This is a genomic window from Clostridium sp. MF28 (genome assembly GCF_002969175.1).
Classification (GTDB): domain Bacteria; phylum Bacillota; class Clostridia; order Clostridiales; family Clostridiaceae; genus Clostridium; species Clostridium beijerinckii.
On the sequence record NZ_CP014331.1, the window covers coordinates 2,224,068 to 2,239,512 of the forward strand.

At 28.1% G+C, this 15,445-nt stretch carries 13 protein-coding genes; all 13 read right to left on the bottom strand.

All coding sequences use genetic code 11. The features are described from left to right. The 13 genes from AXY43_RS09835 to AXY43_RS09895 all read right to left on the bottom strand — a co-directional run bounded on the left by AXY43_RS09835 (position 1) and on the right by AXY43_RS09895 (position 15,418). A complete protein-coding gene (locus AXY43_RS09835; protein WP_105411482.1) occupies positions 1 to 837 on the bottom strand; it encodes a flagellin in 837 nt (278 codons plus the stop codon). A 27-nt stretch (positions 838 to 864) separates the two neighbouring features. Continuing rightward, complete coding sequence (locus AXY43_RS09840; protein ID WP_105411483.1) at positions 865 to 1,053, bottom strand: YjfB family protein; 189 nt, start codon at positions 1,051 to 1,053, stop codon at positions 865 to 867. 142 nt (positions 1,054 to 1,195) lie between these two features. Then, a complete protein-coding gene (locus AXY43_RS09845) occupies positions 1,196 to 1,447 on the bottom strand; it encodes a hypothetical protein (RefSeq protein WP_105411484.1) in 252 nt (83 codons plus the stop codon). 53 nt (positions 1,448 to 1,500) lie between these two features. Further along, positions 1,501 to 2,556, bottom strand: a complete 1,056-nt coding sequence (locus tag AXY43_RS09850; RefSeq protein ID WP_105411485.1) for a glycosyltransferase — start codon at positions 2,554 to 2,556, stop codon at positions 1,501 to 1,503. A 319-nt stretch (positions 2,557 to 2,875) separates the two neighbouring features. Continuing rightward, positions 2,876 to 3,502: a GNAT family N-acetyltransferase gene (locus AXY43_RS09855; RefSeq protein WP_105411486.1), complete on the bottom strand. Its 627-nt coding sequence runs from the start codon at positions 3,500 to 3,502 to the stop codon at positions 2,876 to 2,878. 146 nt (positions 3,503 to 3,648) lie between these two features. Continuing rightward, a complete protein-coding gene (locus tag AXY43_RS09860) occupies positions 3,649 to 7,032 on the bottom strand; it encodes a glycosyltransferase (RefSeq protein ID WP_341457895.1) in 3,384 nt (1,127 codons plus the stop codon). Between the two features lie 193 nt (positions 7,033 to 7,225). Next, entirely contained in the window at positions 7,226 to 9,301 is a 2,076-nt protein-coding gene (locus tag AXY43_RS09865; protein WP_181246116.1) for a glycosyltransferase family 2 protein, read from the bottom strand. 135 nt (positions 9,302 to 9,436) lie between these two features. Beyond that, positions 9,437 to 11,113: a flagellin gene (locus tag AXY43_RS09870; protein WP_105411488.1), complete on the bottom strand. Its 1,677-nt coding sequence runs from the start codon at positions 11,111 to 11,113 to the stop codon at positions 9,437 to 9,439. A gap of 224 nt (positions 11,114 to 11,337) precedes the next feature. Further along, on the bottom strand, positions 11,338 to 11,667 hold the full coding sequence (locus AXY43_RS09875) for a hypothetical protein (protein WP_105411489.1): 330 nt from the start codon (positions 11,665 to 11,667) through the stop codon (positions 11,338 to 11,340). 60 nt (positions 11,668 to 11,727) lie between these two features. Continuing rightward, entirely contained in the window at positions 11,728 to 14,286 is a 2,559-nt protein-coding gene (gene fliD / locus AXY43_RS09880) for a flagellar filament capping protein FliD (protein ID WP_105411490.1), read from the bottom strand. A 36-nt stretch (positions 14,287 to 14,322) separates the two neighbouring features. Continuing rightward, positions 14,323 to 14,697 carry a flagellar export chaperone FliS gene (gene fliS, locus AXY43_RS09885; RefSeq protein WP_105411491.1) on the bottom strand — a complete coding sequence of 125 codons (375 nt, stop codon included), beginning with the start codon at positions 14,695 to 14,697 and terminating at the stop codon, positions 14,323 to 14,325. Positions 14,698 to 14,708: 11 nt separating this feature from the next. Further along, a complete protein-coding gene (locus AXY43_RS09890; protein ID WP_105411492.1) occupies positions 14,709 to 14,993 on the bottom strand; it encodes a hypothetical protein in 285 nt (94 codons plus the stop codon). Between the two features lie 26 nt (positions 14,994 to 15,019). Next, entirely contained in the window at positions 15,020 to 15,418 is a 399-nt protein-coding gene (locus AXY43_RS09895; RefSeq protein WP_105411493.1) for a flagellar protein FlaG, read from the bottom strand. Positions 15,419 to 15,445 lie beyond the last annotated feature (27 nt).

Consider the following 15,445-nt stretch of genomic DNA (forward strand, 5'->3'; position numbering starts at 1 on the left):
TTATTTAACATTCCCTAAAATATTTAATACATCTTTAGGGAAATTATTACTTTGTGCCATTAAACCAATTGAAGAATTAACTAATAATTGGTTTTTAGAATAGTTCATCATTTCTTCTGCAATATCTGAGTCACCAATTCTACTTTGAGCTGTTTGAACACACGTGTCTTTCTCGCTTAAGTATTCACCTGTTCCTTCCAATCTATTTTGTATAGAACCATATCTACTTCTAAATTTACTAACCATTTTAGTAGCATTATCGATAGCACCAACAGATGAATTTAAATTATTCACGTCCAAATCGCTAATTCCTAAATTTTCACAAGTTACATCAAAAAATGGTATCTGAATACTTTCATCATCCATGGTTCCTGTTGTAGATTTTATTGACCCTGTAGAATTTTCATTCAAAGCTGTCGGACTAGCTACAGATAATTTTATACCGTTAAATTCTGTATTGTTAGCTAAATCATTTATATTTTTCTTTATGCTGTCAATTTCATTTTGAATACTTTCCTTATCCTCATCAGTTATGGCTCCGGAGCCAGCACTAACCGATAATTCTCTCATTCTACAAAGATTATCATTAATCTCTTGAAGCGAGCCATCAAAAGTTTGAAGCATTGAATTTGCATCTTGAATATTTTTACTTGCTGCATCATTCGTCATTACTTGTATCTTTAAAGTTTCATTTTTTCCTATTTTACCTGGATTGTCTTTTGCAGAATTCAATTTAGTTCCATTACTAATATTACCCAAGGCTTTAGATTCATCTTTAATCCTATTTCTATATGTTTTATATATACTTAAAGAATACATGTTATGAGTAAGCCTCATATCGCACCTCCTCCTTTTCTTCTTTATTTATACTCTTACATCTATATTATTGCCCCTACTTGCATCAATAGCCATATTATTGCTATTCTTTATATCAGCAATTTGATTTTCTGCTGTTTGAGCGTTGCTATTCATCGCCAATTTAGCAACAGATATTGACACCTCATTCTGTAACAATGCTTGATGCATACCTATTGACATTGTAGCTATATCCATAAAATCATATCCTTTCTCTTAATAACTATAATTTATTATCGTAATCCTAAATTATTCCTTTAGTAATACTTCTGCTACATTCTTCTTTATTTCCTATTTTTTAATTTAAAAAATAAGCATTAATTGATATTTTCATTAATGCTTATTCTAATATTCTCCACTCACTAATGATTTTACTTTCACTATCTATTGCTTTGACCTGTTCTGATAAATTATTTAATTCAATGTTTAATTCCCTTAATTCACTTTCAATAAGATTTTTCTCTCTAGCTTGTTCTGCTATATTTTTCATTTTTGTTAATTTTTCTTCTATAACGTCAAGCATTCTCTGTCTATATTTAACCCATTGTAATTCTTCTTTTAACTCTTTTTCTAACTCTTCTCTTTCATTCATAATCACATACTTATCTCTAAATCCTCTTTATTTTTCTAGTTCCCTTACCCAAACTATATTATTAGCATGTTAAGTCTCTTTTTTGCAGCTTCATAATCATCACACATAGAATAGTATTCTATAGCCTTTTCTTTAAAACCCAACACTTCATATATAACACCTATATTATAGTAAGCTATAAATGATGTCACACCTTCTACTTTACTTTGATTAAATTTAGTGCATTCTAAAAAACACTCTACAGCTTTTGTAAATTTAGCATTATTCATATATATCAATCCCATTATAAAATTAAAATCAGCCGAATTCGAATATATTTCAAAACAATTTTCTAAAATAAGAGCGTCTGAATATCGTTCGCTGTTAATTAAAGAATATCCATAAGTCTCTACTAAATTTTCTACATATTCTAACCTAAAATCCAATTGAAATTCTAATGCTTTTTCAAAGTAAATGGAAGCCTTTGAGTAATTTTGAAGCATATAATAAGATTTACCTAATTGATAGTATATATATGGATCTCGTGTATTATTTTTTAGAGCTTCTTGTAACATATCTATATTTCGCTTTAGCTTATGCGTCCTGTTCAGTTCATCTTTTGTATATCCAACATGATCAACCTTTATATCTACATTCTCTGTTTCATATTCCTTACCGTTTAATGCTACTAATTGCTCATGAATTATACCATCATAGCAGAAATATTTTTTATTAAAAAGCCTATTTACTCTCTCTATATAATTTTTACTACCATTAGAATCTTCCATGATATTAATTCTCTGAATTCTACCAACTTTATTTTCATTTTCAGGATTACTTATAAATTCATATACAATATCTTTATTAAAATTTAAAACAAACTCATCTGCATCTAACACCAATACACAATCGTTTGATGCTTTCGATATCGAAAAATTTCTAGCCTTTGAAAAATCATTGCACCATTTAAAATCGTAAATCTTAGCTCCAAATTCCTTTGCAACCATTTTTGTATTGTCACTAGAACCTGTATCAACTATTATTATTTCATTTATAAAAGTTAACACTTTAGGTAAACAGCTCTTAAGATTTTCCTCTTCATTTTTAACTATCATACATAAAGATAACATATTTTCAATTCATATCCTTTACTTATTCTTCCTTTTCGTTTTTTATTTCTTAGTAAAATATTTTATTAATTACATATAAAATACTCATTTAGATGCCGAATTTTATCCGAAGCAAAAGCTCCAAGAATGCAATAAATTATACTTTTATATTTTTTATAAATTTAAATCTATAGTATATTTAATTATATTTCTATAAAAAATAATTAACATAATATTAATTTACAACTAAATATAAATTCGTGTTTTTTAATATACATATAATAGTTATATTGAATTCCAACTTCAAAATATATATTTTATTAAAAAACTAATTTTTCTCTTACTTATTCCAAAAATGATAAATTGTTCTTATTTCTCTTACTTTAAACCCTCTAGTTGTATATAGATTTATAGCATTCATATTATTGCCCTGAGTACCTACTTTAATAATATCGATATTATTAAATTCATTAATCAAATAATCTTCCAACATAACAATCATTAAGTTACCAATCATTCTGTTTTGGTATTTGGAATCTACTGCTATCAATTCAATATTAACACATTTAAGTTTTATATCTATATTAAATAGAATATATCCTATGGTTTTAGAATTATCCTTCAATTTTAAGAAATACTTTTTATCATTTTCGAACGAATTTTTTGCCCATAAAACATATACCCTTCTTGCCTTCATCTCATCTATAAACGGGTCATTATAAAACCTTGAATATTTATAAACATTTTTGCTTATTTCTAATATATTTTCATCATATTCAATTGAATTGCTAATTATTAGTGTATAATTAGGAGGTAATTTATCTTTTTTTAATTCGTTTTTATTAATGGTCTTAATGAATTGAAAATTAATATCAGTCAAAAATGTATTTTTCATATTTGATATCAATAAATTGTTAGACGCATCATTATTAATATTATCAATTGTATTAAACTCTTTTTCACTCATCAAATTTATTATTTTTGTCCAATCACCACTGTCAATTGTACTACTAAACTAACTCTACCACTTGACACTCCAAAATAATTTGTATCCCAATCCAATTCTCTAAAACTAAACTTATTCTTCACCTAAACCATCCTCAAAAGTACATTTTAAAATACACATTTTTGCAATATACTATTTATTCTATTAAAAATACTATAATCATTATCATACGTTTTTACTAATGAATTAAAAGCCATCTCTTCACGTTCTTTTTGATTATTCAAATAATAAATAAATTTATTATAATAATCTTTTTCATCATATGCTACAGCCAACTCATTTGAATTATAAAATTTATTCAAAATTTTAGGATTATCTACTAATTGAAACCCTCCACATGCTGCAATTATATAAGTTCTTTCATTAATTTCATTTTCTATATCTTTTTGAATTTGTAAATGAAAATTCAAATTTATTTTTGCACCATTATAATAATTTCTCACTGTCATTGGATCAAGCTCTTTGACATTAGCTCCCCATCCTGTTCCGCATAACATACCATTGAAATTATTAACAATTGGCATCAAGTATTTTTTAGTCTCATCAACTTTAAGATAGCTATTAGTCCCTACAAAGAAATAATCATATAATTTAGTTTTCTTCTCTGGATAATGAATTAATGGATTAAACGAAAATGGTACACTATATATTTTTATACCTTTATTTATCCATTTATTAAATATGTAATCTATTCCCACCTCACTAAAAGATGAAATAAGAAAATCAAAAAATTTAGTTTCTATCAAAAGTTCCAACATTGCTTCGTCTTCTAGAGAATTTTTATCATTATAATAAATTTCTTTTGACGCTATCCCAATCTTATTTCTAATAGATAAAATACTCAAATTCATACTTATTTTTTCAAAATGTGCTTTATTTGCAATAGATATAAAAATATCATTATTACTGTAGTTATAGTTCTTATCAATATCATATATTATTGTAACACTCATTCCCATGTGTTCAAATGCCTTCTTCCAAGATATAAAGCTATATTTCCAAGCTCCATTATTAGGTGAATATATGAGAACATTATATTTTTTACCGATATGGGAATCTTTATATTTATCTAACATAACTTTTCTTTTATTTAGAGAATAACTATATATATATTCATCCTCATTATCAGAATTTATATATATTTTTTTTGAGTATACTTTTAATTCATTTAATATATTACTACAATCATAATATCCATTTACTTTTAAAATATATCTTTCCACTTTTTTTAATAAAGGATCTAATAAACCACTTAAAACCTCTTTATTAAAACTAATTTCACCGTAAGGAGGCTTCCATTTTCCCTCATGGTAATACTTAAATAAGTTCAAGTAAAATTTTCCGATAGTATAATTTTTAAGCTTTTCTTTTTCATTGTTACTAATACTCTTAAATTTATAATTTTCAAGATAAATATTTTCATCGAAATTATTTATAATATATTCAAGTACAGAAATTATTGATTTTATCCTTTTCTTCAAATCATATGTTAAGCTTTCTCCATGTTGTCTATAACTATATAAATCTTTATCTAAATATTTATACTTCCAACCTTGTTTTATATTAAATAAAGTATTTAATGTATCTCCAGCAGATTCATTTTCAACTTCATGATACCACTCTATATTCCTACTTCTATAAAAACTGGTTCTATACATTCCAATCATAGGCATAACTCCAGATCCGCCTCTATTAAATACTAAATTAATAATTTCATTATCTGTATACTGTTTATATCTCCATATATCAATTAATTTCAAATTTTCATCAACTATCCTTAGATCAGTATATACATAATCTACTTCTAGATTATTTATAAATACTTGGATAGTTTCTTCTATTGCTCTATTATTACTATATAAATCATCTGAATTGATAAACTGAAAATACTCTCCTTGTGAGTATTTTATCACCTCTCTATATGATTGAATTACACTCCCACTATTTTTTCCATGAAATATGGCTCTAATATTTTTATAATTCTTAGTATAACTTTTTATTTTCTCAATCGAATCATCAGTTGAACAATCATCTATAATCAATATTTCAATATTCTCATAAGTTTGATTTAATACTGAATTTATACATTCATCTAGATATTTACTATAATTATAATTTGTAATTCCTACAGTTACAAGAGGTCTTTCCGTATTAATATTATTCTTTTCGCTAATCCACATTTTAATATTTGATTTAATTTTATTAATTTCTTTATTTATAGAATAATTTTTTTCAACAAACAACCTATATTCTTTAGAATTATATTCACTTGAAAATATCATTTTCATAGCTTCATCTATAGTATTCCATATATACTTATTATCATATATATCTTTAGCCCCAACAAAATTATGTATAATAGGTTTTATTCCTTTTGCCATTGCTTGCATAACACTCATATTTTGAGATTCAAGTACGCTTGTACATAATATGTAATTTTTATCTTCAAGCCATTTGTCCAAATTATCCTGCCAACCTTCATAACATACATTTTTCTCAATTCCAAATTCTTTTATCATCTGTTGGAAATATAAGACATCTCTATCATCTTGAAATTGTCCTGCAATATATAATTTATATCTATGATCTTTATCATAAATAGCTTTGAACGTATGTAATAATAGCATAGGTCCCTTTTTATAGTTAATATATCCTACATAAGCTATATTGAACCCAGACTTCCTCTCTTTAAATGTGTATTCATCAATGTTAACACCATTTGGAATAAGCACAGTTTTACTTTCATCTATCTTATACTTTTCCATTACAAACTTTTTTATATTCTCTCCTACAAATATGATTTTATCAACACTTTCCCATTTAACCATATTAGGATACCCTACAAAAGCTTCATAACTATGCAGTCTACAGATAATTATTTTGCTTTCAGATAGCTTATGTTTACTTCCATAATCCAAAAGTTCATCACACCATTCAAACCAACATATGTCTGCCCATTCTAAGCCTTCATCAATTTTTTTATAATCTTCTATAATCATCTTTTTAATTTCATATTCGTCTGATAATCTAGAAATTATATCTCCCAAGAAACTATCCATTCCTTTTTTTACAAAAAACACCAATTTCTTTTTATTTTTCACCTCTAAAATATCATGTTCCGGAGACATTGTTTTAATATAATTAATGATATATAATTTTAATTCTTCATCATTACAAGTTTCTAATGCCTTTTTATAATATTTTAAGGCACTACTAAACTTTTCAGATTTTTCATAAAGATAAGCTAAATTATAATTTAAATCAAAATTTCTATCATTGATATTAAGTGCCTGTATCAATATTTCTTCCGCCTCAACAAACCGCTCCTGAATTAACAAAACAACTGCTCTAATGGAATATAATTCTATATCGTCTGGATTTATTTGTGAATATTCATCTATTAACCGCATTGCTTCATTCAGCATTTTATTATCAATAAGATACTGTATATTTTCCATTATCTGCTTCTTTATCTCACTTTCATTAATCACTTTATCACTTCCCTAAAATATTTTAAAAAGTTAGAATTATTTATTAAAAAATACTTTTTATCAATTTGAGTGAGATATATTTTTTACTATATTAAAGTTAATTTCAATTATCAATCCTGTATAGAACCGCATAACTGATTAAATCTTAAATTCATAAAATATATCTCATACTCTATTATAGTTTACATAATCACTATCTTTTTAATTTTCCACTTGTGACTTGTGATTTAAACAAAAGTATTTCCAAATCATTATTGATAATTTTCTCATATTCTTTTATTAACAACTCGGCATTTTCAAATGCTTTATTGCTAATAAACATTTTTATTTCATCTTTTATTTTACTTTTATATTCACTAAGTTCAATATCATTCTTCTGAATTGTTCTTTTCTCTTCATCCAATAAATATCTTATTAGATCGTTCATGTACGGATAAACACTCAATGCTTTTCTTAAGTATTTAATATAAATCTTTTTATCAATATTTTTATAAAACTTCGCTTTATTCATATAAACAAAAAACATTTCTTCTTCCGTTCTAACTTCTTGCCAACGTTCATTTTCTAACATGAATTTACTATATACGTAATTTATATATTCTACACCTATATTTATATAAATTTTATAAATTTCTATAAGCTTACTTTCCTCTAATTTATCAAGTAATATTATATATCTGCATAGTTCTTTATTAATCCTTACATGAATAAATTCATCATTTTCTTTAAATTTCAGTATATATTTATAAATTATTTCATCAAAATCATTATATTTGGTTTTCAAATATTCAAAATACTCATTTATTTTCATAAAATTAAATTCAATAATTTCATTTGAAATATCGAATCCATTAATCATTAAATAGTAAATCAAATCTGCAAAGTAAAATGGTTGGTTTTGTAAATCAATTTTTTTCAATAGTGCATGTATCAAATCAATATCAATATATTTTTCCTTCATATAATCTAATCTTATTTTATTCAAGTAATTATACGTTGTATTTCCATCAACAAATAATTCTGTTAACATACCTACTTCTTCATTTTTCAGCTTTAATTTCTTAATTTCTAACTCACTATAGAATTTCTTTATAACTGTATTATTGTCATCTTCAGCCAGTAATCGTTGCTCATATTCCTTTAAATAGTGATATTCATTTGTTTCGATATACAAATCCACAATGTTTCCACATATATCATATTGATGAACATCTTCTATTTTTAATAAATAATTCCCAGCTCTTTCATATTCCCCTGCTTCTCTACTTAATTTATATAGACAATAATAAACTTCATCTACTTTTCCAATTGTGTAATCAATAATACTCACATCTTTTTCTGAAACATAATAGTCCTCATAAAGCTTCAAATATGATTTAAAGGATAAATCTGCCTCTTCGTTATCCTTTAGCAACATAGTCGCCATACCCAAATAATAGTATATATCTATTAATTCTTTGTATTTCAAACATTCATTAGCATACTTTTTAACATTTAAATAATCATTTATACTAATGTAACAAAGACATAATTGGGGATATAAATATATATATTTATTTATATCTTCTTTTTTATAGATATATTTATCATACGCCTTCTGAATATATTCAACTGCTTTATCATACTGCTTATGCATACCATAACTCACTGATAATTGATACAAAAAATATATATTTTCCGGGTCCTTTTCCAACTCACTCTTTAGCATAGTTGCTGTTCTTTTAAATTTTCTTTCCATTAACTCTTCATCTGTGCTAATATACCCATAATGTTTAAGAATTGTTGCAAGTACTTTAATAGGCTCCTTGTATAAAGGTTGATTATGGATTGCATTAACATACTTAAAATCTTTATCTTTTTTAAACAATCTCAATGATGGAAATATACTGAAATCTTTTTCATCATCTAAACTTGATAGGTTTTTAACATATATACTCGCTGACTTATAGTCTTTATATATTTTTTGTTTAAAAAATGATATAATCTCATCACAGTTCTCAACCACCTCATCTCCATCTACACAAAAAAACCATTCTCCACTACAATATTCCAACGTAATATTTCTCATTTCTGAGAAATTATTATTCCATTCATGAAAATAAACTTTATCTGTATACTTTTTAGCAATTTCTACGGTCTTATCTGTAGAACCTGTATCCACAATTATTAGCTCAGAATCAAGATTATCAAGAATTGGTATTAATGAAGCTAAACACTTATCTAAATATTTCTCTTCATTTTTAACCATCATTCCTATACTTAATAACATAATCATTCTTCCTTTCATTTGTTTGTATAAAAATTAGCACTATAGGAAATCATCATAAAATTTATGATTTTCTATACTAACAATTCTTTTAAAAAAGAGCCAAGAGAAAACTCCTGACTCTTTTTTAATTTAAATTTATCTTAATAATGAAAGAACTTGTTGAGGTTGTTGATTAGCTTGAGCAAGCATAGCTTGAGCAGCCTGGGAAAGAATATTGTTCTTTGAATATGTCGACATTTCTTTCGCCATATCAACATCTCTAATTCTTGATTCTGCTGATGTTAAGTTTTCTGATGAAGTTCCAAGGTTATTTATTGTATGTTCTAATCTGTTTTGTATAGCACCTAACTTACCTCTTTCAGTCGAAACTTTAGATATAGCTTTATCAAGAGTAGCAAGTGCTTTTGACGCATTATCTTTTGTAGTAACATCTAAAGCAGCTTCTTGCTTAGTATCGTCTGTACCATCTGTTACAGTATTTGAGCTAGTGAAGCCAGCTTGTCCTGCATTTCCTGTGATTCCAAGTGCTGCTGCTCTCATATCATTTATACTTAATGACATTGATTGACCTTTGTTAGCACCTATTTGGAATGTAGTTGTAAATCCACTACCTTCAGCTCCAGGTCCAACAACTTGTTCTACATTTTTAACAGTTGAGAATCCTGTACCTAGTGTACTTAATGGAGTTCCTGTACCATTGGCAATAGAAATATCTGCACCAGTCTTTGAAATAAATTGAACCTTATTATCTTTTGATAATGAAGCTTCAACTTTATCAGATAATCCTGCCTTTTGTATTGCAGCATTTACATCTTTGATTAAATCATCCATTGCCGCTTGCTTTTCATTAGTGTCTACACCTGTATTAGTTTTATAAGTCTTATCTGCTACTGTATTTAAATCTACAGTTACAGCACTATCGCTTCCTATTGTTATCTTTATTGAATCACCTTTACTAATAGTTGCATCTGCTGAAGCTCCAAGTTTATTTGTTGCCTCAAGTCCAGCTCTTTCTATTGTAGTTGGATCTCCTGTCTTGTCTATTGTAGTAGCACCGCCTAAAGTTAACGCTGTACCTGCTCCAGTACCAGCTGTAATCTTAATTTCGCTTGTGCTTCCGCTTGATTTAGCAGTGAATACAATCTTACCACTATCATTTGTTATATCAACTAAATCTGAAAGCTTTGTTCCACCTGAAGTTATATCTTTTAAAGCAGCTATAGTTTTATCAACACTTGTTGCTGTTGCCGAAGCAGTAAAGTTAAATGTTTGATTATCTACTTTAATAGTTGCAGTATTTCCTGGTGAAGTTGCTGTAGCTGCTGCAAACGTACCAGCTCCTGCAATTTTAGCACTAGTAGCTTGAGTAATCTTTTGTCCATCAGTTGAACCAATACCACCATTTAATAACTTTTGAGTATTAAATTCAGTAGTATTACCTATTCTGTTAATTTCAGAAGTCAATTGGTTCATTTCATCTTGGATAGAGCCTCTATCATCTGTTGTATTAGTTCCATTTGCTGCTTGGTTAGAAAGTTCTCTCATTCTTTGAAGTATACTTTGAGTTTCATTTAAAGCGCCTTCTGCTGTTTGAGTCATAGATATACCATCTTGAGCATTAGAAGAAGCTTGATCAAGACCTCTTATTTGCCCTCTCATTTTTTCAGATATAGCAAGTCCAGCTGCATCATCAGCTGCGCTGTTTATTCTAAGACCTGAAGAAAGTTTTTGCATTGATTTACTTGCAGTAGCAGAATTAGAATTCATGCTTCTGATTGCATTATTTGCCATAAGATTGTGATTAATTATCATAATATATTCCTCCTTGATTTTAAGCTTAGGACTTCCATGTCCATACTTTATTTTTTATATCAACTCTTAAGAGTTAATAGCTTATAAGCTTTATATTTTTATATTCGATTTAATTAACTACTACTTTAGACATTATTTTAATTTTTTTTTGTAATAGTTTCTAAATCTTATATTTATATGTTCGTGAATAAATTTCAATACTTTATAGTATTTTCTAAATTATTTTAAATACTTTTATTAAATACTCTTGCTCTATTTTCAAAATGATTGTATTGCATATTAGCCTGTTTCGTTTTCCTTAACTTATCTATTTCTCTTTTTATATTTACCATTTCTTTTTTCATAAAATTTTGCAACTCATCTTCTAGTTTTAACAAGTTCAACGAATCTCCAATTCTTCTAATCTCATCTTTATCAAAACTGGATTCATTAAGTATTTTAAGAATTTCTCCTCTTCTAACGATAAATGAGTCAACTTCATTATTATTAAGATTTTTATCCATTAATTTTAAAGTTATATCTTTATACTCTTCTAGGTATTCCTGCAAGTTCATAATTTATCTCCCACTATCTTATTTTGTGAGTCATATTATCTTATAAATTGTTTAATAAAATTAGCTTGTACCAAGCATACTTGCTAGTGATGATTTCTGCGCATTTATATTTTCCATAGCTGTTTCTAAATTCGAATATTTTTTATATAATGCATTTTCTTTATCTGTTAACGCACTATTTAAATCTGCTATCAGCTGCTTTTTCTTGTATATACTCTTGGTTAATGTGTTATCAAATTCCGTACTACTTCCAACCAATCCAGCTTTTTGAGATAATGATGATGTACTTGTTTTAAATTCACTATATAACGCCGATTTAAGCTGAGTTAATGCTCCCCCACTGTCTGTAGACGATGCCGCCCTTATGAATAAGTCTTTTACATCTCCTCCATTATCCTCTAGCGCTTGAGTTAACTTATCTTCATTAACAGTAAGCATCCCATTTTTATCTGTATAATCTTTAACAGGTGTTATCCCTATCTTTTCCAAGCTTAACCCTGACCCCGACACAACAGTTGATATAGCACTTTTCATTTCACTTGCAATCCTTTGAAGATCACTATCCTTTCTAAGTAACCCTGTTTGCGCTTTTTTCTCCCAAGCAGTTATCTGAGAATCCGTCATTGCTGCCTTTTGCTCATCAGTTAAAGGCATATAATCTTTATCTCTTGTCTCAAAAATCTTTGTATTAATACTACTTAGCAACGTATTGTAATCATCAACAAATTTTACAATTTTATCTTTTAAAGCCGAAACATCTGTTGATCCACTAAGTGTAGTTGGTGTACTATAAGCAGCTGCAGTAGTTACTGTTTTATTTGTTTCTGTTGTTCCATCTGCTGCGTATTTTGTTGTTGTTATGGTTCCATCTGTTGCTATTACTGTTTGATATACTTTAGTTGTTCCATCTGTCGCATATTTTATTGTTGTTTTGGTTCCATCTGTCCCTGTCACTGTTTGATCTGTTTTAGTTATTCCATCCACTGCATATTTTGTTGTTGTTTTGGTCCCATCTGTAGCGGTTACTGTTGTTGTTTTGGTTCCATCTCCAGCTGTTGCTGTTGTTGTCTTGGTTCCGTCTCCTGCCGTTACCGTTGTGCTATCATCTGGCAAATGTGACAATGCCGTTAATTGTGTCATTGTTGTTCCGTTAGATGTTGTTACGATCTTAGTTGTTTTCCCATCTGATCCAACTTTTAAATCTGTTGTTGTAGTATTTGTTGCTATTCCATTAGCAGCTTCTATTACCGTTGTTTTTGTTCCGTTTGGTCCTTCTTCTTCATTTGTAGTGGTTGTCGATATATTACTTCCATCATTTACTTCCTTTTTAGTTGTAGTGGTTGCTCCACTTTTCAATGTTGTTGTGGTTGTTATAGTCGTCCCACTTGTTTCTATTGTTTTAGTTATTGGTATAGTTCCATCATCATTAGTTTTAGTTGTTGTTGTAGTTGTTCCAGCTTTCACGGTTTTTAAAGTATATCCGGATCCCGATCCTGACTTACTTGTATCTGTTGTTGTTATTATCCCATTTTTATCTATAACACTTGTTATTCCTGGTTGACTTGTATCGGTTGTTGTAGTTGTTGTAGCCCCAGCGCTAGTTGTTACTCTCGTAGTCGTTTTTGTCCCAGATGTTGTCACTGTTGTTTTGGTTCCATCTGTTGCTGTTGTTTTAGTGCTTGTCGTATCTTCAGCTAACGCTGTTAATTCCGTTATTGGACTTGCATCACCACCAACTGTTGCTGCAGTTAATGTACTTATATCGTTTAAGCTTGCAGTTGGTGGTGTAGATGTTGATGCACCGACTGACTTAAAATCGAACTGTACATTATCGATTGTTATACTATTACTTGTCTTTTTATCAGAACTACTTATAGTATATACAGTACCACTACTATTTTTTATAATAGCTTCAAGATATTTGTCTTCTGCCTTTGAATGAGTTGCTGTAACAGCACCGTTACTATCAATACGACTAAGCGTAAATCCTGTTCCTCCAAACGAACTTGCTGTAAAGCTTACATTTTTAGAAAATTCACTATATTGAGCTGTTATTACATTATTATTTAAATCATCTAATTGTTTTTGAGAATTTGCCTTTATCGTTGCATCTGTTGTTGCTTTTATTTCATTAGTTAACCTAGTTTTCTCAGCCGCTACTGCATCATTATAGTTCTTTACTGTTGTATTCCCATCAGCACTAGCAAGAAATTTCACCGACGCTGTACCTATTGATATTTTCACATTTCCAGTTTCACTGCTTGTCAAATTATCCGTTGCTTTAGACGCTAGTTGCGTTACTGAAATTGTATAATTATCAAGTTTTGCTCCTGCTAATCCTTTAGCAGTTACCTTTGTCCCATCGCTTGATGTAAAAGTCTCTGTTTGATAAGTACTTGTTGACATCATACTTCCACTTTTTAGCACATCAAAATATTTATCATAGAAGTTTGATGCATCGCTCATTATTTGTTTGTATTGATCTTGTTGATATTGCATAACTTTCTGATTTTGTACTTCTTTATCAATTTTACTCTGGTCTCCCTTAAGAGCAGTTTTAACTAATGTATCTACATCTAAACCTGAATTAGTACCAGTTATTCTCTGTATACTTGACATTTTAAATCACTCCCTTATCACCCAAATTGTATTATATTATTTCTTTGCTCTTACATAAGCTTCTTTCCACGTTTCATTTATATCTTCTATAAGAGGAAGTATTTCATCTATTATTTCTAGATTTTTACTCATATTAGCTTCAACTAACTTCTCTTTAATAAAGGCATAGACATTAAATAATTGAACTGCCCAATCCCCTACGCTTGTATCTAAACTTATCATAAGTTCCGAAAAAATATCTTGCGTTCTTATAAGAGCATTATGAGCTTTTTTAACATCCTTATCTATTATAGCTTGTCTAGCTATCTTGCAAAACTTTACTGCACCTTCAACTAGCATTAACAGTAGTTGTTCTTTAGAAGCATAATTTACAGCATTATTTTTGTAGACATTATATCCATTAGAATACATTCCAATTCCTCCTATTTCTTTTTGTCTAAAATTCTACCCTTGGAATTATCTTCTTTTAATTCCTCTACTTTTTCAACTTTCACATCTATATTCTTATTATTGTACTTTACACCCTCTATTGTAATATATTTTTTTTCACGTTCATTTTCTTTTAAATCTTCCTGATATTTACTCTTTTCATCTTTTATATCTTTCTTTATATTTATACTTTTACCAGAATGTACTTTTTCTTCTTTTATATCTTCCTGCATCTTTTTTCTTATGTCTGTATCAATTTTATTTAATTTAAATTCCAATAAAGTCTGCCTCCTTAGATTTTAAATCAAGCTTTTTTATCCAGTAATCCAACTTGCCTCATCATACTCGCAACCATATCTAAAATCTTCTTAGGTGGAACCTCTAATAGTACTTCTTTAGTATCCACATCAACTATCTTTATAGTAGTTGTCTTCAAATCCTTATAATAATCATATTCTGCACGTGTATTTTCATCTTTAAGAAAATTATTAATTTTCTTTAACGCATCATCTAACTCTTTCTTATTATATTGTTCATTTTGTTTGTTCAAATTTGCATTATTATTCGCATCTTGTGACTGAGTTTCTATTTTTTGCACTTGTTGGCCTGATGTTTCTGTATTACCAGTCGTGTAATCTGATACAGTTGTATTTTGGTAATTATTTAGATTAATTGATTTTTGAGCTAAATTATTAACATCCATGTCTATCATACCTCCGTGTTTAGAGCC

What these genes read in the sequence shown, in the direction of transcription:
- AXY43_RS09865 (WP_181246116.1), bottom strand. Translation starts at nt 9,301, where the DNA reads ATGTTATTAAGTATAGGAATGATGGTTAAAAATGAAGAGAAATATTTA.
- fliS (WP_105411491.1), bottom strand. Translation starts at nt 14,697, where the DNA reads ATGTATTCTAATGGATATAATGTCTACAAAAATAATGCTGTAAATTAT.
- AXY43_RS09875 (WP_105411489.1), bottom strand. Translation starts at nt 11,667, where the DNA reads ATGAACTTGCAGGAATACCTAGAAGAGTATAAAGATATAACTTTAAAA.
- AXY43_RS09850 (WP_105411485.1), bottom strand. Translation starts at nt 2,556, where the DNA reads ATGTTATCTTTATGTATGATAGTTAAAAATGAAGAGGAAAATCTTAAG.
- AXY43_RS09870 (WP_105411488.1), bottom strand. Translation starts at nt 11,113, where the DNA reads ATGATAATTAATCACAATCTTATGGCAAATAATGCAATCAGAAGCATG.
- AXY43_RS09895 (WP_105411493.1), bottom strand. Translation starts at nt 15,418, where the DNA reads ATGGATGTTAATAATTTAGCTCAAAAATCAATTAATCTAAATAATTAC.
- fliD (WP_105411490.1), bottom strand. Translation starts at nt 14,286, where the DNA reads ATGTCAAGTATACAGAGAATAACTGGTACTAATTCAGGTTTAGATGTA.
- AXY43_RS09835 (WP_105411482.1), bottom strand. Translation starts at nt 837, where the DNA reads ATGAGGCTTACTCATAACATGTATTCTTTAAGTATATATAAAACATAT.
- AXY43_RS09845 (WP_105411484.1), bottom strand. Translation starts at nt 1,447, where the DNA reads ATGAATGAAAGAGAAGAGTTAGAAAAAGAGTTAAAAGAAGAATTACAA.
- AXY43_RS09855 (WP_105411486.1), bottom strand. Translation starts at nt 3,502, where the DNA reads ATGAGTGAAAAAGAGTTTAATACAATTGATAATATTAATAATGATGCG.
- AXY43_RS09840 (WP_105411483.1), bottom strand. Translation starts at nt 1,053, where the DNA reads ATGGATATAGCTACAATGTCAATAGGTATGCATCAAGCATTGTTACAG.